The 25,900-nt window shown below is 72.2% G+C and carries 17 protein-coding genes; 8 read left to right on the forward strand and 9 right to left on the reverse strand.

Features of this window, described 5'->3' with window-relative positions; genetic code table 11:
- Positions 1–48 precede the first annotated feature (48 nt).
- Together AB0M39_RS19370 and AB0M39_RS19375 are read right to left on the reverse strand one after the other, a co-directional pair.
- Positions 49–936 carry an alpha/beta fold hydrolase gene (locus AB0M39_RS19370; RefSeq protein WP_365365845.1) on the reverse strand — a complete coding sequence of 296 codons (888 nt, stop codon included), beginning with the start codon at positions 934–936 and terminating at the stop codon, positions 49–51.
- A gap of 264 nt (positions 937–1,200) precedes the next feature.
- On the reverse strand, positions 1,201–2,076 hold the full coding sequence (locus tag AB0M39_RS19375; protein ID WP_365365848.1) for a hypothetical protein: 876 nt from the start codon (positions 2,074–2,076) through the stop codon (positions 1,201–1,203).
- Positions 2,077–2,511: 435 nt separating this feature from the next.
- Here AB0M39_RS19375 and AB0M39_RS19380 point away from each other — a divergent pair, with 435 nt between their 5' ends.
- Positions 2,512–3,969 carry a DUF2252 domain-containing protein gene (locus tag AB0M39_RS19380; protein ID WP_365365850.1) on the forward strand — a complete coding sequence of 486 codons (1,458 nt, stop codon included), beginning with the start codon at positions 2,512–2,514 and terminating at the stop codon, positions 3,967–3,969.
- An 869-nt stretch (positions 3,970–4,838) separates the two neighbouring features.
- Here AB0M39_RS19380 and AB0M39_RS19385 read toward each other — a convergent pair.
- Positions 4,839–5,237, reverse strand: coding sequence for an SHOCT domain-containing protein (locus AB0M39_RS19385; RefSeq protein ID WP_365365852.1), 399 nt, complete (start codon positions 5,235–5,237; stop codon positions 4,839–4,841).
- A 232-nt stretch (positions 5,238–5,469) separates the two neighbouring features.
- On the opposite strand from AB0M39_RS19385, the gene AB0M39_RS19390 reads away from it, so the two are divergent.
- Positions 5,470–6,882 (forward strand): hypothetical protein, encoded by a 1,413-nt coding sequence (locus AB0M39_RS19390; protein ID WP_365365854.1) that lies wholly within the window; start codon positions 5,470–5,472, stop codon positions 6,880–6,882.
- Positions 6,883–6,891: 9 nt separating this feature from the next.
- Here AB0M39_RS19390 and AB0M39_RS19395 read toward each other — a convergent pair whose 3' ends face one another.
- Entirely contained in the window at positions 6,892–8,517 is a 1,626-nt protein-coding gene (locus AB0M39_RS19395) for an MFS transporter (protein WP_365365856.1), read from the reverse strand.
- A gap of 295 nt (positions 8,518–8,812) precedes the next feature.
- On the opposite strand from AB0M39_RS19395, the gene AB0M39_RS19400 reads away from it, so the two are divergent.
- The 3 genes from AB0M39_RS19400 (at position 8,813) to AB0M39_RS19410 (ending at position 10,667) form a co-directional block, all read left to right on the forward strand.
- A complete protein-coding gene (locus AB0M39_RS19400) occupies positions 8,813–9,607 on the forward strand; it encodes a GAP family protein (RefSeq protein ID WP_365365858.1) in 795 nt (264 codons plus the stop codon).
- Positions 9,608–9,836: 229 nt separating this feature from the next.
- Positions 9,837–10,310 (forward strand): DUF6325 family protein, encoded by a 474-nt coding sequence (locus AB0M39_RS19405; protein WP_365365860.1) that lies wholly within the window; start codon positions 9,837–9,839, stop codon positions 10,308–10,310.
- An 84-nt stretch (positions 10,311–10,394) separates the two neighbouring features.
- Positions 10,395–10,667 (forward strand): SHOCT domain-containing protein, encoded by a 273-nt coding sequence (locus AB0M39_RS19410; RefSeq protein WP_365365862.1) that lies wholly within the window; start codon positions 10,395–10,397, stop codon positions 10,665–10,667.
- A 330-nt stretch (positions 10,668–10,997) separates the two neighbouring features.
- Here AB0M39_RS19410 and AB0M39_RS19415 read toward each other — a convergent pair whose 3' ends face one another.
- Together AB0M39_RS19415 and dnaE are read right to left on the reverse strand one after the other, a co-directional pair.
- The gene (locus AB0M39_RS19415) at positions 10,998–12,029 is read right to left on the reverse strand and encodes an ImpB/MucB/SamB family protein (RefSeq protein WP_365365864.1); all 1,032 of its coding nucleotides are present in this window, start codon (positions 12,027–12,029) and stop codon (positions 10,998–11,000) included.
- Entirely contained in the window at positions 12,026–15,481 is a 3,456-nt protein-coding gene (gene dnaE, locus AB0M39_RS19420; protein WP_365365866.1) for a DNA polymerase III subunit alpha, read from the reverse strand. Before dnaE ends, AB0M39_RS19415 begins: the two co-directional genes overlap by 4 nt.
- Positions 15,482–15,825: 344 nt before the next feature.
- Between dnaE and AB0M39_RS19425 the strand changes: the two genes are divergently transcribed.
- Together AB0M39_RS19425 and AB0M39_RS19430 are read left to right on the forward strand one after the other, a co-directional pair.
- On the forward strand, positions 15,826–16,959 hold the full coding sequence (locus AB0M39_RS19425) for a DUF3533 domain-containing protein (protein ID WP_365365868.1): 1,134 nt from the start codon (positions 15,826–15,828) through the stop codon (positions 16,957–16,959).
- Between the two features lie 436 nt (positions 16,960–17,395).
- Positions 17,396–17,821, forward strand: a complete 426-nt coding sequence (locus tag AB0M39_RS19430) for a subtilase-type protease inhibitor (protein ID WP_365365870.1) — start codon at positions 17,396–17,398, stop codon at positions 17,819–17,821.
- Between the two features lie 160 nt (positions 17,822–17,981).
- Here the strand turns inward: AB0M39_RS19430 and AB0M39_RS19435 are convergent, their stop codons facing one another.
- Positions 17,982–19,067 carry a S1 family peptidase gene (locus AB0M39_RS19435; protein WP_365365872.1) on the reverse strand — a complete coding sequence of 362 codons (1,086 nt, stop codon included), beginning with the start codon at positions 19,065–19,067 and terminating at the stop codon, positions 17,982–17,984.
- A gap of 576 nt (positions 19,068–19,643) precedes the next feature.
- Here AB0M39_RS19435 and AB0M39_RS19440 point away from each other — a divergent pair.
- A complete protein-coding gene (locus AB0M39_RS19440) occupies positions 19,644–20,498 on the forward strand; it encodes an alpha/beta fold hydrolase (RefSeq protein ID WP_365365968.1) in 855 nt (284 codons plus the stop codon).
- Positions 20,499–20,549: 51 nt separating this feature from the next.
- Here the strand turns inward: AB0M39_RS19440 and fxsT are convergent, their stop codons facing one another.
- The gene (fxsT, locus tag AB0M39_RS19445) at positions 20,550–24,491 is read right to left on the reverse strand and encodes an FxSxx-COOH system tetratricopeptide repeat protein (protein WP_365365874.1); all 3,942 of its coding nucleotides are present in this window, start codon (positions 24,489–24,491) and stop codon (positions 20,550–20,552) included.
- Positions 24,475–25,809, reverse strand: coding sequence for a TIR-like protein FxsC (locus tag AB0M39_RS19450; protein ID WP_365365876.1), 1,335 nt, complete (start codon positions 25,807–25,809; stop codon positions 24,475–24,477). The genes fxsT and AB0M39_RS19450 overlap by 17 nt, the downstream gene beginning before the upstream one ends.
- Between the last annotated feature and the right edge of the window lie 91 nt (positions 25,810–25,900).

A 25,900-nucleotide genomic window follows, 5' to 3' on the forward strand; every position in this document is an offset into this window, starting at 1 on the left:
CGCCGCAGACCGGCGGAGCGGACCACAGTCGTCTCGTCTCCCCGTCCGTCAGTCGAAGACCGACAGACAGTTCGTCCGCTTCGCATGCGCCGGGTCAAGCGCGTTCGCCACCTCGTGGTACGCGATCCGGTCGAACAGCCCTATCGCCAGATGCTCCGACAGGTCGACCGCGCACAGGTCCTGGAGCAGGACGTTCTTCACGTTCGGCCCGCTCAGATACTGCGAGCGGTACGGAGTGACCACCTCGTCGTAGCGGGTCGCGATGACGGTGTACTGCACGCCGGGCACGGTGTCTCCGCCGGCGTTGAGCTTGGTCAGGAAGGGGGAGCCGGCCACCTGGTCGGCGATCCCCGGGGTGGCGGCGCTGAGGAGCTTCTCAGCGCCGGGGAAGAACGGCAGCAGCTTGGCGAGGCCGCCCAGCGTCGTGCCGTGGTTGTCGGGGGCGAGGCCGACCAGCGCGTTCACCTTGTCCGCCCCTCCCAGGAACTTGAGGTAGTAGCGCGGCATCATGCCGCCCTGGGAGTGGCCGACGAGGTCGGCTTCGGACGCGCCCGTCGCGGCGAGCACCCTGTCGACGTACGCGTCGAGCTGCTCGGCCGACTTCTCGATCGGGCCGAGGCCGTGGAAGAAGGGCACGCCGGGGAGCTGGCCGTAGTCGAGGGAGAAGACGCAGTAACCGCGATTCACCAGGTACGGGGCGAGGGCGAGCCAGTTGTCGATGGAGTTCCCGAGGGTTCCGTGGACCAGGACCACGGGGCGGGGGTGGGCTGTAGACGGTTTACAGGAGTAGTTGTTCCATCCACTGCTCGGAGCGGATGAGGCAGTCTTGGCCGCCGCGGCCGAATCGGCGTACGCGGCGGCTGTGGGGGTGAGGGCGGCGGCGACCGCCAACAGCAGGGCGGCCAGGGGTCTCATTGCACGTTTCCAAGGCAGCATCGAGCTGTCTCCTTGCGGCTCAAGGGAGTAGCGATGGCTGGATTCGCTGTACTGACGCCAACCTACGCACGAGTAACCACCGCAGGGAAGTTACGCGTCGGTAAAAACTGAGCCTGCGTCAACCGGCATGCACTACAGGGCAGTTCGCGTGCGATCCCCCTGCCGCACTCCCCCGACGGCCGTGCGGCAAGCGGACCGAGAGCCTCCTTCGTCGGCCCGTCCCCGTACCGCCGCTCGCGGCCGTCGACGGCCCCCCGCCCGCGCTCAGCGGCGCTTGCGGCCGCCCGGGTCGCGGCGAGGCGAGAGCTGCTCCCGGGCCGACTGCCAGCGCGATCGCATCTGGCCGACCACGTTGTGCCACTGCCGCCGGACCTCGTCGTCGGCAGGGCGCTGCCCGAGGCGGATCCGGCCGAGCTCGTCGCCCACCTCCCGCCCGAGCGCCGCCGAGGCGACGAGCACGAGCATGGCCCCGAAGAGCGCCGAGATCATCGCGAAGACCGCGCCCACCGGTCCGTACCGCGTGGCGTAGGAGCTGAACAGATGCGGCAGGTAGACCGCCGCGCCGACCGAGTAGAACCCTGCGGCGACGGCGGTGATGACCGCGAAGGGCAGCAGGTCCTGCCAGACGAGCCGCTTGGCGGAGAGCCTGCGGCCGGTCAGGACGAGGAAGACCGCCGTCAGCGGCGCCTGGAACAGCGCGGCCGTCAGACCGAAGCGCCCGCTGAGAGCCGCGCCGAGCCAGCCGGTGACCACCAGGTAGACGGCGAGTCCGACGATCCACACCAGGCCGTTCAGCGTGTTGCGCACGCTGAGCGGCTTGAGCTCCCAGGTCTGCTCGAACAGGCGCTGCATTGCCCGCGTGAAGCTGAGCACCGAAAGCATCAGGAACAGGGCCCCGAGGATGCCCACGCTGGTGCTCGCGTCGTCAGTGGACGCGAACAGCTGTCTGACCGCCTCGGCCCCGCCCCCGGTCAGGCCGTACCGGTTGACGATCTCGTCCGCGACGTCGTCGCCCCCGATGTGCGGCAGGGAGCCGGCGAGGACCGCGAGCGGGATCAGCGCGGTCAGCGCGCTGGAGGACAGGGCCATCGAGCGGTCGAAGCCGACGACCTTCTGGAAGCGGTTGACGACGCGCAGCATGAAGGCCGGACGGAGCCAGAACGTCAGCGTTCTCTTGACGCGCTCGCGGTCGACGGCTGCCGTCGTGCCCTCCTCGGGTCGCAGAGCTCGGTGACATCGCGAGCGTAATGCGAGATTTGTGCGCCCTGTCGCTTCGACACGGGAGGGGTGCGGGGAGGGCGGCGGGAGGGGTACGGGGGCACGGGACGGGGCCCGGGAGGCACCCGGAAGGGGGCATGGGAGGCGCTTCGACTCGGGACGCGGGGCGACCGCCGCACGGGCAGGCCGGTACGGCGACGAGCAGGCCGGGCGCGCCGGCGGCAGGGGCCGAGGCCGGGACCGGAGGCGCGCGCATCGGCGCTGCGGCGCGCAGCATGGAGGGAGGGGGACTACGACGTGGGCCGTGCGCCTCTCCACCGCCGTCCGGCGCGGAGGCAGTATGGGCAGGAGGTCGGAATGACGAGGACTGCGGCGAAGAAGGCGCGGAGCGAGCAGCGGAGCGAGCAGCAGACCGGGCAGCAGACCGGGCAGCGGCTCACACCCGAGGAGCGGGCCGCCCGCGGACGAGCGGCCCGCAAGCAGGCGCCCCGCTCGGGGCACGCGGAGTTCGACCCGCCCCGCGACCGGCCGAACCCGGTGGACGTCGTCGAGGAGCAGTCGGCGACGCGGGTGCAGGAACTGATTCCGATCCGCTACGCGCGGATGTCGGAGTCCCCCTTCCGCTTCTACCGGGGCGCCGCCGCGATCATGGCCGGCGACCTGGGCGCCACGCCGGACTCCGGCCTGCGGGCCCAGCTGTGCGGCGACGCGCACATGCTGAACTTCCGCCTGATGGGATCAGCGGAGCGGAACCTGCTGTTCGACATCAACGACTTCGACGAGACGCTGCCTGGGCCGTTCGAGTGGGACGTCAAGCGGCTGGCGACGAGCCTGGTCATCGCGGGGCGGGAGAACGGCTTCACGGACCGCGAGCGAGCCAAGATCGTTCAGTCGGCGGTGCGGTCCTACCGCGAGCAGATGCGCCGCTTCGCCGCCATGCGCAACCTCGAGGTCTGGTACGCCAAGGCCGACGCGGCCCAGCTCCAGGCCATCGCGGCCGACGCGCTGCACAAGCGCGGCCGCCGGAACCTGTCCGCGCAGCTGGAGAAGGCGCGCGGGCGCGACAGCCTGCAGGCCTTCGGGAAGCTCACCCGGGTCGTCGGCGGCGAACACCGGTTCATCGCCGAGCCGCCCCTGATCGTGCCGCTCGCCGACCTGCTGCCGGACAACGAGCGCGGGGCGCTCGAGGAGCGGATCCTCGGCCTGATCGACGGCTACCAGCAGACCCTCCCGTCGGACCGCCGGCACCTTCTCAAGCAGTTCAGGGTGGTCGACATGGCGCGCAAGGTGGTGGGCGTCGGCAGCGTCGGCACGCGCTGCTGGGTCGTCCTGCTGCTCGGCCGCGACGGCGAGGACCCGTTGATCCTCCAGGCCAAGGAGGCCGGCGAGTCGGTGCTCGCCGCGCACGCCGGCGCAAGCGAGTACGCCATGCAGGGCGAGCGGGTGGTGGCCGGCCAGCGCCTGATGCAGGCCTCCGGGGACATCTTCCTCGGCTGGCGGCGGGTGCAGGGGATCGACGGCCGCCAGCGGGACTTCTACGTACGCCAGCTGCGCGACTGGAAGGCGATCGCCGAGCCCTCGCAGATGCCGCCGCGCGGCATGAGGGTCTTCGGCGAGGTGTGCGGCACCACGCTGGCCCGCGCACACGCGCGCTCCGGGGACCGGATCGCCATCGCCGCGTACCTCGGCGCGGGCGACGTATTCGAACGGGCGCTGGCGGAGTTCGCGGAGAGCTACGCCGACCAGAACGAACGCGACCACCGGGAGTTGGTGAACGCGGCCGCGGTGGGCCAGGTGACTGCTGCGGCGGCGTGAGCACGGCGGCGGCGGATTTCGGGCGGGGGGCGACTGCGTCGGCTGCTGCGGCCATCGGGCGGCGGGAGCACGGCCGGTGCGGCCACGGGCCGAGGGACGACTGCTTCGCCGCTACGGCCACGGGCCAGGGACGACTGATCGCCTGCTGCGGCCATCGGGCCGCGTGAGCACGGTCGCTGCGCCCGCGGGGCAGGGGCGACCGCTTCGCCGCTGCGGCCACTGGCCGGGGGTCTGCTTCGGCCGCTGTGGCCACGGGCAGGAACGTCGCATGGTTTGGCCCCCGCGCACGTGTCCCCCCGACGCGGACGAACCGCGTCGGGGACCGAACCGCGGCGACGCGCCGCGGTGGCCTGAGCACGGTCACTGCGGCCATCGAGCCGGGGGCGATCGCTTCGCCCACTGCGACCACGGGCCGGGGGGCGACCGTTTCCGGCCGCTGCCGCCATGCGCCAGGAACGTCGCACGGGTTGGCCCCCTGCGCACGGGTCCCCCGGGCGCAAGGCCAACCGCGTCGGGTACCCAAACCGCGGCGGCGTGAGCACAGCCGCTGCGGCCAGCGAGCCGCGTGAACATCGCTGCGGCCGTCAGGCCGGGGGCGACTACTTCACACGCTGCGGCCAGAGGCCAGGGGCAACTCCTCGCCCGCTGCGGCCACGCGTCGCGTGAGCAAGGCCGCTGCCGCCACGCGCCGTAAACATCGCACGGGTTGGCCCTGCACATGGATCCCCCGGGCGCGGACCAACCGCGTCCGGGGGGACCGAACCCCGTCGGTGACCGAGCCGCCGCGGCGACCGCTCGGTCGGGCCTCGCTGGGCCATGCCCGTGCCCCCTGCTCACAGGTCCGTGGGCAAGGGGCTACGGCAGGGCTGTCAGGCCAGCAGCTTCTGCTTGGCCTTCTGGAACTCGTCCTCGGTGAGCGCGCCCTTTTCCTTCAGGTCGCTGAGTCTGGCCAGTTCGTCGACGTTGCCCCCGCCGGCCGGAGTCGTCCCGGCCGCTTGGCGGATGTAGTCCTGGAACGCCGCCTCGTTCTCCTTGGCCTGCTTGATGTCCCGCATCCCCATGCTCTTGCCGCGAGCAATGATGTAGACCAGCACGCCGAGGAAGGGCAGCAGAATGCAGAAGATCAACCACCCTGCCTTGCCCCAGCCGCTCAGATCGTGGTCCCGGAAGATGTCCGTGACGACCCTGAAGAGCAGGAACAGCCACATGATCCACAGGAAGAACCAGAGCATGGTCCAGAAGACGTTCAGAAGGGGGTAGTCGTCCATCGAAGCCTCCCTTGCGCGGGCGCGATGCCCATGATCAACAGTATTGGCGCGGGCGCCGCGTTCCGCATGTCGAACGGCCCCCGGCCACCGCGCTGAGAGGGCTGAGCGGGCTGAGACCCCAGCCCCACAGCGAGCGGCTCCACGGCGAGCGGCCTCACCCGATCGGATCGCCCCAGGTCGTCCGGCCGGGCTGGACGGGTTTGGCTGAGGCAGAACCCGTGGGAGGCCAGCGATGCCGGACGACGTGCCCCAAGACGAACTGTCCGCGCTGCGGGCCAGAATCGCCGCGCTGGAGACGGAGGCGGCCAAGCGGCCCGCGCCGCGGCACCGACTGCGCTCCCTGCTGTCCGCGCTGCTCATCATCATCGGCTGTGTGCTCGCGCCGCTGGGCCTCGTCGCCGCCTGGACGTCCGACATCGTGGGAGACACCGACCGCTACGTCGCCACCGTCGCCCCGCTCGCCTCCGACGCCGACGTCCAGGCAGCCGTCGCGAACCGGGCCACGGACGCCGTCATGCAGCACATCGACGTCCCCGCCCTGCTCGAGGGCGTGGCGCCCGAGCAACGGCCGCTGCTGGAGAAGGCGCTGGGCAAACTGGGCGACTCGCTGCAGAGCGCGGTGCGCAGCTTCGTCCACGACAAGGCGGAGGACGTCGTGTCCTCGGAAGCCTTCGAGCAGATCTGGACGAACGCCAACCGCACGATCCACACCGCGCTCGTCAAGGCCCTGACCGGCAGCGGCGACGGCGCCGTAAAGATCGAAAACGACTCGGTGACGCTCGACCTCGCCCCGGTGATCGAGCAGGTCAAGACCCGGCTCGTGGACGCCGGCCTCAGCGTGGCCAGCAAGATCCCCGAGGTCCACACCGACTTCACCATCGTCCGGGCCGACAACATCGGCAAGGTCAAGACCGCCTTCCGGCTCCTGGAGCTCGCCGGTCTGTGGCTGCCCATCCTCGCCGTCCTGCTCGCCGCGGCCGGCGTCCTCATCTCCGCCCACAAGCGGCGCACCCTCGTCGCGGCGGCCCTGGGCTTCGCCGCCGCCGCGCTCGTCCTCGCCGTCGGCCTGACGGTCTTCCGCACGGTCTACCTCAACGCCCTCCCCGACACCGTCTCCCAGCCCGCGGCGGCCTCCATCTACGACGGCATGATCCGCCTGCTGCGCACCTCGATCCGCATGGTCGTGGTCCTCGGCCTGGTGCTCGCCCTCGCCGCCTGGCTCTCCGGCCCCGGCAAGGCGGCCACGACGGTCCGCGCGATGTGGCACTCCGGCATCGCGGCGACCCGCGCCACGGCCGACCGCGTGGGCATGCGCACCGGACCGGTCGGCCCCTTCGTCGCCCGGCACCGCACCTGGATCACCTGGATCCTGGTGGCGGCCGCCGTCGTCACGTACGTCCTGTGGTCCTACCCCACCGGCTGGGTCGTCTTCGGCCTCGCCCTCGCGCTGCTCTTCGCGCTCGCGGTGATGGAGTTCCTCGCCGAGGACACGACCAAGACGACGAACGCGACCGATTCGAGGGACGGGACCGATTCGAGGAACGGGACGGATTCGAGGAACGGGACCGATTCGACGAAGGGGACGGAGTCGAACGGGACGGATTCGACGGGCGCGACCGGGAAGGACGGGCGGAGTCCCGCGTAGAACCCCTGCTCAGGCAGGGCTACGGGGTGTCGCCGAGGGCTGCTTCGCGGGGATGCGCTGAGTGAAGAAGAGCGAGACCAGCGCGGCCACGGCGAGGATGGCGAGTGCGGCGCGCAGGCCGTCGACGCGGGCGTCGGCGTTCGCCTCCAGTGCGGCCTCCGTCAGCTCCGAGTCCGCGCCCGCCTCGTCGAGGGCAGCGTCGAGCTGCGCGTCCGACAGGAACGGAGCGCCTCCGGTGAGATGGGTGCTCGCCTGGCTGCTGACCTCGGCCGGGATCGCCGGGCTCTCCTCGATGTTGGCGAGGAACGACGCCGTCAGCACGGCGATGAGGAGGGACCCGGCGAGCGCGGTGCCGATGGACGCGCCGAGGTTGGTGACGGTGTTCTGGACTCCGCCGACTTCCGCGGCCTGCTCGTCCGGGACCGCCGACACGGTGACCGCCCCGAGTTGGGAGGCCATCGCCCCGATGCCCAGTCCGATCAGCAGCAGCGGGACGGTGACGACGCCCGGGCCCGAGTCCGCGTCCAAGGCGGCCAGCAGGACGAGGGCGCCGGCGAGCATCGCCAGGACTCCGAGCCGCACCACGCGCCGCGGCGAGGCGTTCGGCCGGAGCTTGGGGATCCCGATCGCGGCGGCGAGCAGGGTCACGGAGAGCGGCAGGATCAGCGCGCCGGTCTTCACCGCGGACAGGCCGAGCGCCACGGACAGATAGAGCGGGACGACGAAGAACACGCCCATCATCACGAGGTACTGGAAGAGGAACATCGTCAGCCCGCCGGTGAGCTGACGGTTGCGCAGCAGCGCCGGGTCGACGAGCGGTTCCTCGCCCCGCGCCACGAGCCGTTCCTCCCAGCGGAAGAAGAGCCAGATCAGCAGGAGTCCCGCCAGCATCAGCCAGACGACGGGCGAGAGGGAGAACCAGGAGGGCCCGCCGGTCTTGGGCAGGAACCAGCCCCATTCGCTCGTGCGCAGCACGGCGAACACGAACAGCCCGATCCCCACGGCGGACATGACCGCGCCGACGACGTCGATGCGCGGTCTGCGGCCGGGGGGCGCGTCGGCGACCCGGCGGGCCAGCACCAGGATGCCGAGCACCACGAGGACTTCCCCCGCGAACACCCAGCGCCAGGAGAAGAACGTCGTCGCCGCACCGCCGACGAGCGGCCCGACCGCGATCGCCACCGCTCCCGCGGCTGCGACCAGGCCGTAGGCCGCCGGCCGGCGCTCCACGGCGAAGTTCGAGGCCACCAGCGCCACGATCGCGGGCAGGATCAGCGCCGCTCCCACGCCCTCCAGGAACGACCAGCCGACCAGGAGCACCGGCAGGTTCGGGGCGAGCGCCGTGGTGAGGGATCCGCAGCCGTAGACGACGCAGCCGATCATGAACGCCCGTTTGCGGCCGATCAGCGCCCCGACCTTGCCGCCGCTGATCATGAGCATCGCCATCACCAGCGTGTAGGCCGTGATCGCGCCTTGGAGGCCGCTCACCGTGGTCCCGACGTCCTCGGCCACCGTGGCGATCGACACGTTCATCACCGAGCTGTCGAGGGCCATCAGAAACTGTCCGGCCGCCAGCGTCAGCAGGACGGTTCCCGCCTCTCCGCCCTTCTCGGCCGTGCGCGCCTCGCCAGTCATGGACGCAGCCTTCCACCGCGGTGCGAGGCCGTTCGCCGCCCCGCCGGTCGGGTCAGCCGACTGGCGGGGGTGGTGGAGGAGGAGCGGCAGCGGCAGGTGGAGGGCCGGGGCCGGTTACGCGGCGGACGGCCGGACGTGTGCGACAGAGCAGGCGTACGGCTACGGCTACGGCTACGGCGGCGTCCGGTCGGCCACCGCGAGCGGCGCGCCCGGGGGTCCTGCGCCGGCGGTCTCGGACGGAGCAGCGACCGGCGGGGCAGAAGGTGTGGAGGGCCGCGCCAGTGCGTAGCGTCGTATGTCGTCACACGATTGGGTCGTCATGGTCCTCGACCTCTTGCTGATTGCGCTGGCCATCACCCTCTACCCGCTGCCCATCATGGCGTTCGTCCTCGTCGTGTCGTCGGCCGGGGGCGTGTGGAAGGGGCTGGCCTTCATCATGGCCTGGCTCGCCTGCCTGGTCGCCGTGATCGCGCTCGTCCTCGTACTGACCGACGGCGAGCCCCCGTCGCCCCGCTCCCCGCCCGGCGTGGCCGGACTGGCGGCCAAGCTGGTCTTCGGTCTGCTGCTGGTGGGCTACGGGCTGCACCGCCACCGCCTGATGCGGGCGAGGGCGGCCCAGCGCGCCAACACGGCCCAGGCCCCCGGCCGGCAGGACGACGCCCCGACGCAAGACCCCCGCCGGCAGGACGGCGCCCCGACGCAGGACCCTCGCCGGTCGGACGGCGCCCCGCCCCGAGGGAGAACCTCCAAGATGACCGCCAGCCTGGACGACCGGTCGGCCTGGGCGGCGGCCGGTCTGGCCGTGCTGCTCCAGCCGTGGGGCATGGTAGGGGCGGCCGCGGCGACCGTGGTCGAGGCGAACACCTCGCATCTGGCCTCCTTTCTGGCCCTGTTCGGCTTCTGCATCCTCGCCAGCGCCAGCCTGATCGCCGCCGAGCTGCACCTCGTGCTCGCCCCCGAGGCCGCCCAGGCTCGGCTGATGCGGCTGCGCGCCTGGCTGGAGGACCATCAGCAGCAGGCGATCGTGATCCTCTGCCTGGTGCTCGGCCTGTGGCTGACCGGGAAGAGCATCTACCAGCTGACGAGCTGACCGTCCCGGCACGTCCCGCCGACCGCCCGGACAGACGAAGTCCGGGCGCACCGGCCAGGCGCAGTACGGGCACTCCGGCGCCGGACACGCCGGACATGCGAAGGCACCGGCGCAGTGCTGCAATGGGCGTAGGCGACGTCCGCTCCTCGCCCACCGTGCGCCGGGAGCCACCGCCCGCGGACCAGCGAGGCGGCACGACGCCGCCCCCCTCTTTCCGACAGGAGCGGCCATGAGCAGCGAAGTCGAGGAGCAGAACGGGATCGGCGGCATCGACGACATGGGTCCCGTCGACTACATCGTGGTCGAGTTCCCAGGCAACCGTATGACCGGCGAAGGACTTCCCCTCCTGGTCGATCTCGTCGATCGGGGCATCATCCGCATCCTCGACCTCGTCTTCATCCGCAAGGACGAGGACGGCTCGGTGGCGGCCGTGGAGCTCCAGGACTTCGGCGACGAGGCCGGGCTCGCCGTCTTCGAGGGGGCCTCTTCCGGTCTGCTGGACCAGAGCGACGTCGCCGACGCCGGCGTCGCGCTCGAACCCGGGAACTCGGCCGGGATCATCGTGTACGAGAACACCTGGGCGGCGCCCTTCGCCCGCGCCCTGCGGCGCGGCGGAGCACAGCTCGTGGCGGCCGGGAGGATTCCCGTCCCGGCGCTGCTCGCCTCGCTGGACGCCCTGCCGGATCCGCCCGCCGGAGGGTGACGGCGGGCGCCCAGCCCGTTCCGTCGGCCCTCCCCTCCCGGGCGGGTGCGCACCGCGTTCCCGCCCAGCCTGGAGATGAGCACCATGCCCGGACTTCTTCGCGGCGTCGCCCGCACCGCCGTCGTCGCCGGCACCGCCACCGCGGTGTCCAATCGAGTGTCCCGTCGGCAGGCGGGCCGATGGGCGCAGCAGGACGCCGAGGCGCAGCCGCAGGCGGCGCCTCCCCCGCCGCCCGCGGCCCCGGACGACGACATGCGGAGCAAGATCGACCAGCTCAAGGAGCTCGGCGACCTCAAGGCGCAGGGCGTGCTGACCGAGGAGGAGTTCGCCGAGCAGAAGCGCCAGCTGCTCAGCTGACGCCGGAACCCGAGGCCGAAGCATGCGGCCGAGGGCGGGGCGGAACCCGGACACCGAGAACCCGACCGCGGCCGAAACCAGACCGCGGCCGAGGCGCCCCGAGACCGAAGCCAGACCGAGCCGAGGCGAGCCCCGAGGCCGAGACCAGACCGCGGCCGAGGCCGGAACCCGACGCCGAGAACCCGACCGCGGCCGAAAGCCAGACCAAGGCCGAACCAGACCGCGACTCGAGGCGCGCCCCGACGCCGAGACCAGACCGAGCCGACGCACGCCCCCCAGGCCCCCGAGACCGAGAGCGCGTCCGTCGCAGACGACGTCAGCTCGACGACGTCAGCTCATCGCCAGGGTCCGGCCCGGTCGCTGTGCACCCCGGCCGCGTCGGCCGTCCGCCAGTGCCGCGGGGTGCACGGCCCCCGGCCCGAAGCGGCGGCGGGCCCGGTCCGAGGCGGCTTCGGCGGCCCGGGCGCGTTCGGCGTCGGGGTCCAGGAAGAGCTGGCGGTAAGCCCTGTCGGCCGGCGACAGGTCGTCGGCGCGGATCACGAAGGCGCGGACTCTGGCCCGTTGGAGTCCGAGGCCGCCCAGCAGGCCGAGGGCGGCCGTGACCAGCGCGGGCGAGTGGTCGGTGGGCTCGGGCAGGGTGCGCGTACGCGTGGTCGAGCTGCGGTCGGCGTACCGCACCGTGAGGGTGAGCCGACTGGCGACCTGCCTCTCGGTGCGCAGGCGCCCGCCGATCTGGTCGGCGAGTCCCAGGACCGCCTGGTGATGCCGCGCCGGGTCGAGGCAGTCCCGCTCCAGCACCAGGTCGGCGCTCAGGTGGGCCGCCGACTCCAGCGGGGTGACCGCGCGGGGATCGTGGCCGCGGGCGCGTTCGGCCAGCAGCCGGGCCAGGCCTGCGCCGAGCAGGCGTTGCAGGGTCGCCGGGGGCACGTCGGCGATCTGGCCGATGGTGTGCAGACCGTGTCTGCCGAGCGTCGCCTCGGTCGCACGGCCGATCCCGGGCAGCGCGACGACCGGGCGGGAGCGCAGCCAGTCGGCGGCCCGTTCGGCGGGGACCCAGGTGGTGCGGCCCGGCGCGGAGGCGTCGGCCGCCATGGTGGCCAGCATGCGGTTGCCCGCGAGTCCCGCGCTGCTCTCGATGCCGTACAGGGCCAGCAGCCGGAGCTTCGCCAGCTGGACCAGGTCGTACGGGGTGACGTCGAAGTATCTGAGCGCCGAGGTCAGGTCGAGCTGGACGGCGTCGGGCGGGATCGCCTGGACGTGGGGGGTGATGCCGGACATCAGCTCGATGACATCGGCGTACTGGTCCTCGCTCAGCGCGGCGTGCAGATGGAGGTGGGCGATATGCCGTCGGCGTGTGGTCATCCCGCGCTCCCCGGGCTGGTGTAGCCGAGCTTCTTCAGGTCGGCCGAGCGGCTGCCGGCGGGCTGGAGGTCGGCGTACGGGTGGAGTTGGGCGCCTGTGGTGCCGTTGGCCAGAGTGCGCCGCGGCTGTGCGGGGGTCGGCTGCGGGTGGTCGGCGCCGAGCAGGGCGAGCGCGGCCTCGGGGCCGTCGTCGCGGCGGGCGGCGGCGATCCGGTCCAGGTCCCAGGCCATGGTTCCCACGATGGTGCGGCGGGTGCCGCGCACCTGGACCGTGCCCCGGACCAGCAGCAGTCCGCTGTGGAAGACGGTGTGCGCGCAGGCCGGGTGGGAGTCCTCGAAGAACGCCAGGTCGACCAGGCCGGAGCCGTCCTCCAGGGTGACGAAGATGACGCGCTTGCCGCTGGCGATCGGCGGGGTCTGGGTGGAGGCCCGGACGCCGGCGACGAGGACCTGCTGACCGGCGCGCAGGCCGGCCAGGTGGGCCGCGTCGGTCGCGCCGATCTCCCGCAGCAGCCGGTGGTGGTGCTCCATCAGATGCTTGGAGACGTCGATGCCGAGCGTGCTCAGCTCCGCGCTCAGGGCTTCGCGTCCGGTCATCTCCGGCAGTCCGCTCGGCTCGGCTCCGCCGACGGCGCTCGTGTCGAAGGGCAGTTGGCCCTTGCTCGCGGACCGGGTACGGGACTGCCGGTGCAGCTCGGCGATCTGCAGCAGCAGATCGCGCCGTGTGAGGCGCCCGTCGTGGAGGGAGCCCAGGGCGCCGATCTCCGCGAGACGCTCGGCGACCGGCCGGCTGGGGCGGGCCCGCTGCCAGAAGTCCGACAGCGATCCGTACGGCTGGCCCTCCTCGATCCGCGCGCACTCCTCCTCGCTGATGCCGTGCACGGCGGAGAGGGCGAGACGTACGCCCCACTGGTCGCCGTCGGCCTTCTCCACGGTGTGCTTCACGCGGGAGTGGTTGATCTCAACAGGCAGCACCGGCACGCCGCGGCGGCGGGCGTCGGAGACGAGGACGCGCTTGGGCCACATGCCGGGGTCGTGTTCGAGGAGGCCGGCCAGCAGGAACGCCGGATAGTGCGCCTTGAGCCAGGCGCTCTGCAGGGCGGGCACGGCGAACGCGACCGCGTGGGCGCGGCAGAAGCCGTACGCGCCGAAGGCCTCGACGGTCTTCCACACCTCGTCGCGGACGGCGGCCGGGTAGCCGCGCGCGTGCGCCAGACGGTGGAACCAGTCCCTGATCCCGGGCAGCCGGTCCTTGTCGCCGAGCGCCCGCCGGGCGATCTCCGCCAGGGCGTAGTCGCAGCCGGTCATCACATGCAGCGTCTCGATGATCTGCTCGTGCCAGATGGTCACGCCGTAGGTGTCGGCGAGGACCGGCGCGAGATCCTTGTGGGCGTAGGCCGGCGCGCCGCCGTGGCGTGCGGCGATGTACCGCTCGGGCATGCCGCCGGCGACCGGTCCGGGGCGGAAGAGGCTGATGTCGGCGATGACGTCCTGCGGGTCGCGCGGCTGGAGCCGGGACAGGAGATCCTGCTGACCGGGCGACTCGAGCTGGAACAGGCCCAGGGTCTGGCTCTCCTGGATGAGCTTGAACGCGAAGACGTCGTCGAGCGGCACCTGCCGCGGGTCGTCCAGGTCGATGCGGCTGCCGGTCGTGCGCTCGATCTCGACGACGGCGTGGGCCATCGCGGACTGCATCCGGACGCCCAGGACGTCCAGCTTGATGTTGCCCAGCGCCTCGATCTCCTCCTTCGCCGCCATCGCCATCGGGTAGTCGCCCTGCGGAGTGGGCTGCACCGGCAGCCGGTCCAGGAGCGTCGCGTCGCTGACGACCACTCCGCACGGGTGCATGGCCATGCCGTGGACCAGGGAGTCGAGGCCCTCGGCGAGCTCCCACAGCGGCCCGTACCGTTCCGCCTCGGCCGCCAGCGGCCGAAGCTCGGGCAGTTCGGCGAGCGCGCTGGTGATGTCGCAGGCGCGCAGGTGCGGGAAGCTCTTGGCGATCCGGTCGACGTCCGCCGGCGCGATCCCCAGCGCGAGGCCGGCGTCCCGCAGGGCCCGGCGGGCCCGGTAGGTCTCGGGCATCGCGGTGACCGCCACCCGCTCCTTGCCGAACCGGTCGAAGATCGCGTCGTAGCACTCCAGCCGTCGGGCGGACTCCACGTCGATGTCGATGTCGGGCAGCGAGGCCCGGCGCACGCTCAGAAAGCGTTCGAACAGCAGACGGTGGTCGAGGGGGTTGGCGGTGGCGACGCCCAGCGCGTGGCAGACCATCGACCCGGCGCCCGAGCCGCGGGCCGCGACCCGGATGCCCAGCTCGCGGATGTCGGCCACGACTTGGCCGACGGCGAGGAAGTACGAGTCGTAGCGCAGCGTGGAGATCACGTCGAGCTCGTCGTCCAGCCGGTCGAGCGCGGCCCGGTCGCGGTCCAGGCCGCGTCGGGTCAGTCCGGCCTCGCACTGCCGGCGCAGCAGCCGGGCCGCACCGTCCGCGCCGGGCTCGGCGCCGAGCGCCTCCGGCTCCGGGAAGTGCGGCGTGCCGAGCCCGAGGTCCGCCGCCGGGTCGACGGTGCACGCGGCGGCCGTGGCGGCGGTGTCCGCCAGCAGGCGGCGCGCCCGCCGGGTGTCGGCGCCCGCGCATTCGGCGATCCGCCGCGCGACGTCCGCCATCGCCCGCTCGTCCTTGAGCCAGCGCTGCCCGGTGTCGAGGCGGCGCCGGTCGATGGGCCGCAGCAGCCGCGCGGCGTCGAGGACGTCGGCAAGCCGGTGCTGCTCGGGGTCGGCGTAGCGGACGGCGTTGGAGAGCACGGCGGTGGTGCGGGTGCGGTCGGCGAGCGCCAGGGTGCGGGCGGCCAGCCGCAGCGATCCAGGCCCGGTGCCGGGCTGCCCGTGCAGGGCGGCCTCCAGCCGGACTCCCGCCCCGAAGACCTCCTTCCAGGGGGCCAGCAGCTTCGCCGCGACGTCCTCCCGGCCCGCCGACAGCGCCCGCACCGGTTCCGAGAGCGGTCCGAGCAGCACGATCAGGCCGGGACCGCCGAACTCGCGCAGCGCCTCCCATGGCGCCACCACCGGCGCGGCCCCGCTCGCGGTGCCGACGTGCGCGGCCGAGGTGATGCGGCACAGCCGCGCCCATCCGGCGCGGCCTTGTGCGAGCAGCACGAACCGCAGCGGCGGCTCGACGACGTGCGCTCCGCCGCGTGCCGGGGTGCGGCGCCGCTGTGCCGGAGGGGGCGGCGCGAGGGCCTCCACCGCCAGATCGACGCCGAAGACCGGTCGGACGCCGGTCTCGGCGCAGGCCTGTGCGAACCGCACGGCGCCGGTGACCGTGTCCCGGTCGGTGAGCGCGAGCGCCGTCATGCCGCGCTCAGCCGCCCGCCGGACGAGGTGCTCCGGGTGGGCGGCGCCGTAGCGGGCCGAGTAACCGGATGCGACGTGCAGATGGGCGTACCCCGCCATGCCGCACCTCCATCACTCCACCCCTTTTTCAGCCATTCGCCCGATACATTCATCGTACGCCCGTTCGATTACCCTAGCCTCATCATCCCCGGTCAGCGACCTAATTCGTACACCTGATCGATAAAGGGTGTTCGGACCGGCTGGCCGGAACACGCGCCCCGCGACCATGTCCGCTCCCCTGCAACGGAGTTGAGAGCGACCGCTCCGCGCAGACGCCCGCGAAGGTCCGCCGCGATGGCGTTCGTCACCCCGGCCGAGCGAGCCGTCGCCCCGGGCCGCGATCTCGTCGCCCGTTCGGCCCACGCCCGCCTGCGCGAGCACCGGGCGCGCCGGAGCGTGGGGCCATGACCCAGACACAGGACACCCCTCACCAGGGCCCCGGCTTCCTCGACGAGGTCAAGGACGCGGTGACCGTCCGGGCGGCGGTCCTGGTCATCGGCGTGCTGGCGCTCCAGCTCGCCTTCATCACGTCGTACATCGGGGCCTTCCACAAGCCGACGCCGCACGAGATCCCGCTGGCCGTCGCCGCGCCCTCGGCGCAGGTCGCCGACCAGGCCGTGCGGCGGCTCTCCGAACTGCCGGGCGATCCGCTCGACCCGCGCGCCGTCGCCGACCAGGCGACGGCGGTACGGCAGATCGAGAACCGCGACGTCGACGGGGCCCTGATCGTCGACCCGCGGGGCTCCGTCGACAGACTGCTGGTCGCCAGCGCCTCGGGGGCCTCCCTGTCGCAGGCCCTGGCCGCGGTCGTCGGGCGGGCGGAGGCCGCGCAGCAGCGCAGGCTGACGATCGTGGACGTGGTCCCGGACGCGCCGGGCGACGCCCGGGGGCTCTCCTCGTTCTACCTGGTGGTGGGGTGGTGCGTGGGCGGCTATCTGTGCGCGGCGATCCTCGCGATCAGCGCGGGCGCCCGGCCGGCGAACACGGCGCGCGCCCTGATCAGGCTCGGGGTGCTGCTTCTGTACTCCCTCGTGGCGGGGCTGCTCGGCGCGGTGATCGCGGGGCCGGTCCTGGACGCGCTGCCCGGCAGCGTCCTGGCCCTAGGGGGTCTGGGCGCGCTGCTGGTCTTCACGGTCGGGGCGATCACGCTCGCGCTGCAGGGGCTCGCGGGCGTCGTCGGCATCGGCCTGGCGATCCTGCTGGTGGTGGTCCTCGGCAATCCGAGTGCGGGCGGGGCGTATCCATATCCGCTGCTGCCGCCGTTCTGGCGGGCCATCGGGCCGGCGCTGCCGCCGGGCGCGGGCACGTTCGCGGCGCGCTCGATCGCCTACTTCCGGGGGAACGGCGCGGGCGGCCCGATGCTGGTGCTCGCGGCATGGGCGGTGGGCGGGGCGTTGATCACGCTGCTGTGCGGCATGCTCCGACTGCGCGGGACGGGGGCGCGGGGCAGGGCGGAGTCGCCGGGCGGGACAGGGGCGCCGGGTGGAACGGGCAGTGCGGGGGCGCCGGGCGGGGCGCGCACGGAGCCCACCGGCTGAAACGGCTCATGTGCGCCCGCGCACGACCGCGCATACGCCGTCGTATGCCCCCCTCCGCCCCCTCCTCGCCCCCACTCCACCCTGACGGCCGCGCTTCAGCGGACACATTGCGCATCCATTGCGACCCCGTTGCGACCTCATTGCGCGCAGATTTCCCCAGACTTCAGGCCATTGCTGTCACTGCCGCGCGCCGCGGTGGCCGCCGTTCCGCCGCCGCACAGGGGGTGTTCCAGCCGCGCGCCCCCGCTGTCACACCCGGATCCTCGCTGACCGCACGCCCACTTACGGTTCCCGAGTGACCTCCGTCGCACGACTTCACGCCACTACTCACAGCTTTCAACCAGTGACCAGATGTGATCGCAGGATGTGCGTCCGTAGTCCGCTTGAGCAAGACTCTCGTCCGCTATCCGAAACGTCGAGCAAGGGAGTGTTCGTAATGCGGTTCATCACTGGGGGAATCACGCTGGGCATAGCCATCAGCCTGGGCGGATTGGCTACAACGGCCGGCGCCCAGCCTGCACAGCCGCAAAGCCTGTACGCGCCCTCCGCGCTGGTGCTCACCGTCGGCAAGGGCGCCGACGCCGCGACGGCCACGGTCCAGCGAGCCGTGACGCTGAACTGCACGCCGACCCCGAGCGGCACCCACCCCGACCCGGCCGGCGCCTGCTCCGAACTGCGCGCCGCCCAGGGGAACTTCGCCATCGTGACCGAGGCGCCCTCGAACCGGGTGTGTACCAGGGAGTGGAACCCGATCACCGTCACGGCCGACGGAGTATGGGACGGCCGCCGCGTCTCGTACGAGCACACCTTCGGCAACCCCTGCGCGATGACGGACGGCAAGGGCCGGACGTTCTCCTTCTGAGCCACCGCGCCATCGCGCTGCCGAGCCACCGCGCCGCTGCGCCGCCGAGCCACCGGGAACACCCGGGAGACCCGGGAGGCTCCGGCCGCGGCAGCGCCAAGAGACCCCCGGACGGTCGTCACCGTCCGGGGGCCTCGTCTGTGTCAGGCTGTCGACGCGATCAGCCGATCTCGGCGCCGAAGGTCGAGAGCGCCTCCGTCACCGGCTGGAAGAACGTCTCGCCGCCCGCGGTGCAGTCGCCGCTGCCGCCCGAGGTCAGGCCGATCGCGGCGTCGCCCGCGAAGAGCGAGCCGCCGCTGTCGCCCGGCTCGGCGCAGACGTTGGTCTGGATGAGCCCCTCGACGACGTCGCCGTTGCCGTAGTTCACGGTGGCGTCGAGGCCGGTGACCTCGCCGTCGTGGACCTGCGTGGTCGAGCCGCTGCGCTGCACCTTCATGCCGACGGTGGCCTCGCCCGCCTTGGCGATGGCCTGCGCGCTGCCGTTGTAGAGGTTCACCTCGCTCGCGTGCGCGGTGTCGCCGCTGTACTTGACCAGGGCGAAGTCGTTGCCCGGGAACTGCGAGTCGACCATCGTGCCGATGGCCGCGCCGCCCTCGGAGTCGGACCACTCGCTGCCGGACTTGCCGCAGTGGCCGGCGGTGATGAAGTGCGGCTCGCCGTCCTTGACGACGTTGAAGCCGAGCGAACAGCGTCCGCCGCCGGAGTGGATGGCGTCGCCGCCCGAGACGAAGGGCTTGAACTCCCCGGCCGACTTCTTCAGCTCGGCCTTCGCGCCGAGGCCCTCGACCACCTTGGTGAGCTTGGCCAGCTCGGCGCCCTCGACCGTGCGGTCGGCGGTGACGATCACCTTGTTGCTGACCGGGTCGGTGGCCCAGGAGGTGCCCGGAATGGTCGCCTTGTCGGTGAGCGCCGTGCGGGCGCTCTTCAGCTCGGCGAGGGTGTTCTCCACGACACGGGCCTTGCCGCCGGCCTCGCGCACGGTCTTGGCCGCGTCCTCGTCCACGACGTTGACGACGAGGGCCTTGGCCTTGGCGTCGTAGTACACGCCGGCCTCGTCCGAGCCCAGATCGGCGCGGAGGGAGACCGCGAGGCTCCCGGCCGCGGACACCGACAGCGTCTTGGGGGTGAACTGCTCGGTGTTGTCACTGGCGTTCGCACTCTGGAAGGTGACGCCCGCGGCCACGATCGCGACGGCCGCGCCTGCCGCCATCGTCGCTTTCCTTCTGGGTATGCGCCGGTGCTTCAAAGTTCGACCTCCTGTGGGGGCCGCGTCACGGGCAAGTGGGGTGCCCTGACACGGAGGATGAGGCGCCCACTATTCCGAGACCGACGGGTAACACACAAGGTCGACTTCAGGACGGTCACACGACAACGCGGTTGCGTTCACAGCGTCTTCACAGAGTGCGCGGACATGGGCTGGTTTCGGATTGCGAACACCGCGCGCGATCATGCGGTCGGCGGTGTGTAAGGACTAGTCCTGTCTTGATCTCTCTACTGGGCCGCCTCCGGCCGCCGTCTCGGCGACGCTCGCCACGGTCGCCGGAGCCTCGTCCGGACCCCACCGGTCCTCGTCGGGGCCTCACCGAGCCTCGCCCGGACCTCGCCGGCACGGCCGCCGGGCCTCGCCGGGACGGCCGCCGGTCCTCGCCGGGACCTCACCGGTCCTCGTCGGGACCTCGCCCAGGCCTCGGTCGCCAATTGACGTCAAAGGGATGCCCCGTGAGCGCCCTGATGGGTAATCATCGAACCCGTGGGGAATTCCAGGCTCACCATGGCCGCAGAGGGCACGTACGACGAAGGGGGCGCCGGGGTGCGACGTCGGGTGCGCGCGACGGACGGGCGGCATCTGATGGTGGAGCGTCTGGGGGATCCACGCGGCAGGCCGGTCTTCCTGCTGCACGGCACGCCCGGCAGCCGGCTGGGCCCGGCGCCGCGGGGCATGGTGCTGTACCAGCGCGGCACCCAGCTGATCGCCTACGACCGTCCCGGCTACGGCGGCTCGGACCGGCTCGCGGGACGCACGGTCGCCGACGTGGCCCAGGACGTCCGGGCGATCGCCGACGAGCTGGGCCTGGAGCGGTTCGCCGTGGTGGGCCGCTCGGGCGGCGCGCCGCACGCCCTGGCCTGCGCGGCCCTGATGCCCGACCGGGTCACCCGCGCGGCCGCGCTCGTGACGCTCGCGCCCATGGACGCGGACGGTCTGGACTGGTTCGAGGGCATGGCCGCGTCCAACGTCATGGAGTACACCAGCGCCTCCGTCGACCCGATCGGTCTCACCGAACGGTTCATCCTCCGCTCGGCCGAGATCCGCAAGGACCCCGTCCGGCTGCTGAACGATCTGCGCAGAGAGCTGACCGACTCCGACCGGATGGTCGTCTCGGACGCGGGCGTCCGGTCCATGCTGCTGCGCAACTACCAGGAGGCGCTGCGGACCTCGGCGTACGGATGGATCGACGACGCGCTCGCCTTCTGCAGCCCCTGGGGCTTCGAGCCGGCGGACATCAAGAGCCCGGTGATGCTGTGGCACGGGGAGAAGGACGTCTTCTCGCCGGTCGGCCACTCCCGCTGGCTCGCGGAGCGCATCCCGGGCGTGACGGCCGTGCTGGAGCCGGCCGCCGCGCACTTCGACGCGCTCCACGCGCTCCCGCGGATCCTCACCTGGCTGCTGGACGCCTAGACCGGGCCCCGGGCGCCCGGACCCGCCGGACGCCCAGACCCCGCCGGACGCCTAGACCGCGAGCGGCTCCAGGTCCCGGTGCATCCTGCGCTCGTCCCGCGCCAGCCTGGTCAGCGCGTGCTCCTCCCCCAGCTGACGCGTCAGCTCCTCCACCGTCTCCGCCCGCAGCTGCGCCGACTCGTCCTTGCGGCCCAGCAGGCCCAGCGTGACGGCCATGTTGGAGGCGACGCCCAGCGCCTCGGGGTGGTGCGCGCCGAGCACGTCCCGCAGCCGGGCCGTCGTGCGCTGCTCGATCTCCAGCGCCTCCTCGAGCCCGCCGAGGTCGGCGAGCGCGTTGGCCAGGTTGATGGTGCTGTACAGGGCGTGCGGATGGCTCTCGCCCAGGACCTCCCGCAGCGTGCGGACCACCTTCACCAGCAGCTGCTCCGCGGCCTCGGGCGCGCCGCAGCCCCACTGGAAGATGCCGAGGTTGTTGATGGCGGCGAGGGTGTACGGATGCCGGTCCCCCGGCACCTTCATGTACTGGTCGACGACCTCCTGCGCCAGATCGCGCGCCGCGACCGGCTCCCCGGCGGCGAACAGGTCGGCGGCCAGGTTGAGGTCGCAGGCCAGCGAGTCCGGGTTGGCCGAGGTGTACTTGGCGCGGTAGCGGTTGCGCGTCGCGGTCGTCAGCCGCCGCGCGTCCTCCAGCTTGCCCGCCCGGCGCAGCGAGACCGCGAGGCTCTTGGCCGTGGCCAGGGTCCCCGGGAAGGTCCGGCCGAGGGTGTCCTTGTAGCTCTCGTAGGTGCGGCTGAGCAGCGCCACCGAGTCCTCGTACCTACCGACTTCGCGCAGGTCGCGGGAGAGCGAGGTGGCGGAGGAGAGGGTGTACGGATGATCCGGGCCGAGCACCTCGGTCCGCCGGTCGAAGACCTCCTGGTCGATCTCGCGCGCCCGGGCGTACTGGCCGACCATGCGCAGGTTGAGCGCCAGGTTGTTGGCGGCGGCGAGGGTGCGCGGATGGGACTCGTGGAAGATCTGGCTGAACCCCTCGTGTGCCTCGGTCGCCAGCTCCATCGCCCTGCCGTACTGGCCCAGCGTCCCCAGGTCCATCGCGAGACCGCTGGTGGTCATGTACGTATGCGGATGGGACCTGCCCAGCACCTCCTGCTGGCGCTGGAGGGTCACCTCGTCCAGGTCCTTGGCCTCCACATAGCGGCCCTGCGAGCGGAGGATGTTGGAGAGGTGGAAGCGGAGGTAGAGGTACTGGAGGTCGTCGTTGCCCAGCTTCTGGCGCCAGCTCTCCCGCAGTTCGCTGGCGAGCGCGTAGGCCGCGTTGAGATCGCCGCGCTTCCACAGATAGCGCACGCGGTCGATCATCAGCCGGCGGGTCTCCGGCTCCTTGCAGTGCCGGGCCTCCGAGGTGCCCAGATGCGGCCAGATGGCAGCGAACCGCGGCCAGGTCTCGGGGTTGTCGATCGGCTCGTCGTCGTCGGGCCGCGCGCCGGCCAGGACCCGGTGGACGGCGTGCCGTGCGTCCTGCTGCTCCTGTTCGGTCAGCTGGGCCCGGATGACGGCCTGCACCAGGCGGTGCACCTGGATGCTGTTGGAGACCTGGTCGACCTTGGCGAGGGCGAACCGGCCGATCTCCCGGATGACCCGGCCGAGCACCAGCTTCTCCTGGAGCGAGGCGTCGTACGGCTTGAGCGCGTCGATCATCTCCTTGCTGTAGAGGAGGTTCGCGGAGATCGGCTCGGGCGCGAAGAAGGCGCAGAGCTGGAGCAGGCGCACCGCGGCGGGCGAGCGCTCCTTGAGCCGCTGGATGGAGACGTTCCAGGTCGCGGCGACCGGCTCGGGGTATCCGGCGGGCTGGTTGAGGGCGAGGACGCTCGCGGCCTGCTCCCTGAGCTGCTCGACGTAGGCGGCGACGGGCGTCGCCGTCTCGGCGATCCAGGCCGCGGCCTGCTCGACGGCGAGCGGCAGGTCGCCGACGGCGGTGGCGACCTGGTCGGCGTCCTCGACGCTCAGCCCGCGGGCGCGGCGCTGGAGGTGCTCGATGGACTCCTCGCGCAGGAACACGTCGACGGGCAGCGCGTCTCCGTACTGCGACCAGCTCTGGTTGCGGGAGGTGACCAGGACGTGCCCGGGGCCCTGCGGCGGGAAGAACCGCTTGAGCTGCTCGGGGTCGTCGGCGTTGTCGAAGACCAGCAGCCAGCGCGGCGTCGGCTCGCCGCGCCGCAGCAGGTCGACGGCCTCCTGGGAGGCGGCCGACATGTCCTCGCCGACCTGCGCGCCGAGCCGGGCGGCGAGCTCGGCGAGGCCGGCGACCACGTCGTCGGGCTGCTCGGCCGAGATCCACCAGACGAGGTCGTAGTCCGCCATGAAGCGGTGCACGTACTCCAGCGCCACCTGGGTCTTGCCGACGCCGCCGAGCCCGTAGAGAGTCTGCGGCTGCGGGAGCACCGCGGCGACGGCCATGCCGCCGCCGAGCTGGTCGCGCATCCGCTCGAGCACGACCGAGCGGCCGGTGAAGCCGGGGTTGCGGGGCGGCGCGTTCCAGATCTTGGGCACGGTGCCGGGGAAGCGCGGTCCCGGCGAGGCGCTGTCGGGGAGCTGGACGGGCCGGTCGAGGGCGCGCAGCAGCGCCGCGGTGGCGTGCACCTCGTCGAGCCGGAACAGGTCGACGGGGTTGCGGTCGATGTACGGGGTGGTGAGCCGGACGTCGCCGACTCTGACCGGCACCAGGTGCCGGCGTCCGCCGCCCGGGTCCTCGGACGCGGCCCGAGTCCAGACCTCCACCGCCCGGGCGGACTTGAGGTAGGCGCTGGAGAGCAGCACGACCGTGCGGGCGGCGTTCTCGGCGGCGATCGCGTCCGCGTCGACGCTCTCGCGCTCGGCGGAGACGTCGCGGGGCACCACGCGGAAGCCGGCCCGGGTGAGCACGCTCTCGGCCCAGTCGGCCCACATCCGGTTCTCGGCCACGTAGCTGAGGAAGAGGTCGGCGGGCAGGGCCGGGCGGCGACGGGTGAACGCGTCCCTGATCCGCAGCCGGATCTCCTCGCCGACCTGCGGCATCTGCGTGATCTGCTGCTCGGTGACGACGCCGGTGAGCCGTTCGAAGGCGGAGAGGAGGGAGTTGCTGAGGCCGGCCTCGTCGCCGAACGTGGCGAGCGTCTCCTCGTACGCGTAGAAGGGCCGGTAGGGAATCTCCACCGCGCCCCAGTAGGAGACGAGGTCGTCGCCCGTGAGCCCATTGGGGAAGCGGTCGAACTTCAGCCGGGCCAGGGCGCGGCCGGCGTCCGCCTTCTCTTTCTCGCCCTCGTCGATCCGCATCGGGACCGGGAAGATCTTGATGCCGCGGCCGCCGTACCGCTCGGCGATCTGCCGGGCCACGGAGGCGGCGCCGTCGATGGACTGGTCGCTGAGGGTGAAGCAGTCGACGAGGACGTCGGGCAGGTGCACGGTGCAGATGTCGGCGATGTCGCTGAGGCCGGTACGGCTGTCGATGAGCACGTAGTCGTAGTTGGCCTTCATGTCGTCGCGGAGCGCGTCGAAGAAGTGCCCGCCGCCGAGCCGGTCGTAGAAGTTGTCCCAGTCGAAGGTGGAGACGGTGGCGGAGTACTCGCGGTTCTGCTTGCCCGCGGAGACGAAGTCGAGCGTGCCGCCCTCGGGGAACTCCCAGCCCAGGTTCTCGGGGGTGAGGGAGACGGCGTGCGGCTGGATGCGCGCGTAGTCCAGGTGCCAGTCGTCGCGGCGCGGCTCGGGGCTGGTCGCCGCCCAGGCGTACTCGGTGATCAGGTCGATCACGCCGGTGGTGGCGCCGAGAGTGGAGGGGTCGAGGAAGGGGTGGAAGAAGCGGTGCAGTCCGGGCGCCTCCAGGTCCCAGTCGACCGCCAGGACCCGCTTGCCGTTCGCGGCGAGGATCCACGCCACGTTGGCGAGGGCCATCGTGCGGCCCGTGCCTCCCTTGTACGAATAGAAGGTGACGATGCGTCCGTCACGACTGGGTGTCATCCGTGTCCTCCGCATCCGGGGCGATCTCACGCGTGTACGGGACGTAGCGAGTGGTGCCGTACTCGGCCATCGGGCCGCGCAGCCGTGGTCGTTCTATGGGCGCGGCGCCGGGGGGCGGGGCGGGTGGATAGACCTCCGCGTGCCGTAAGTACTCCTGGGCCGCCGCCTCCACCACCTGGGGCAGGAGCTGGCCGAACGCCTCCATGCTGAGCACGCCCTTCGCGGCGGCCCGGCAGGCGGTGCGGCCTTGGCGCATCTGGTGGGGCATGGTCCTCTCCAGCTTCTCCGCCAGTTCGGCCTCCGAGCCTCGGCTCTGGGGGTCGTCGCGGTTCCAGGGGACGACGACGCTCACCCAGGGGCGCGGCTCCGCGTCGAACGCGGCGAGGCGCTCGCGCCGCTCCTCGTCCTGAAGGGCCCAGCGGTCGACGAGCAGTATCTCGGGACGGGTGGGCGGCTGGCTGGGGTCGGGCGGGGTCTCGTGGTCGAAGGAGGAGACCGTCGCGTGGTAGTTGAGGGAGCGCACCAGGTCCTGGGCGACGTACGCCAGCGGCCGGGCGGCCTCCGGATGGTACGGATTCCAGTCTTGGGAGAGCTTGCCGTAGTAGTCGGGCGCGCGTCCGTCGGGCAGGTCGTGGCTGGTGGGCGCGGCGACGGTGACGTGCATGGGGCGGGGGCCGCCGGTGGGCTTGCCGAAGGCGCTGGGGGCCTGCCGGTAGTCGACGGGGCTGCCGGAGCCGACGCGGGTGGTGTCGGCCACGCTGACGATGCGCTTCGCCAGCTCGTAGACCGCCGCCTCGTACTCCTCGGCGAATATCCGGAGCTTGATCAGGCCGTAGAGCCCGTCGGTGCAGTACCGGTCGCCGAACGCCCGGTGGTTGAACTGCAACCGCTCGGCGGGGCCCGGGAGTTGCTCCGGCGGCATCGGCACCCACAGCGCGGGCACGATGGCCTCCGCGGGCTTGTTGCTCTTGGCCTGGTGGTAGATGGCCCGCTGGGCGAAGGCGTACCACTCCTTGCCACACATCTCGCTGGCGAAGTACCGCGGCGAGAACAGGGGCACGAACACCCGGCAGGTGGCGAGGACTTCGCCGAGCCGCTCCGACCAGCCCTCCCCGGAGCGGATCTCCCGGTCCATGAATCCGGCGGGCGCCCCGGCCGGCAGATCGGTCATGGCCATTACATGGCCGCACAGATCCCTAAAGAGCCGCTCCACCCACATGTCGGGGTCGGGTCCGCCGGCGCCGTAGCGCGGGGTGTGCGCATAACTCAAGAAGAAGTACGGCCTATGGTCCGCCGCTCGCTGCGATGAATCTGACACACGACCCCCGTCCTGTGTGAACGCCCGCACGCACACCCACAACAGCGGATGGCTGCGAGCGAGGTAATCATTCCGGAGCCGGCCATGCTCC

The sequence above is a fragment of the Streptomyces sp. NPDC051907 genome (assembly GCF_040681075.1).
Lineage (GTDB): Bacteria > Actinomycetota > Actinomycetes > Streptomycetales > Streptomycetaceae > Streptomyces.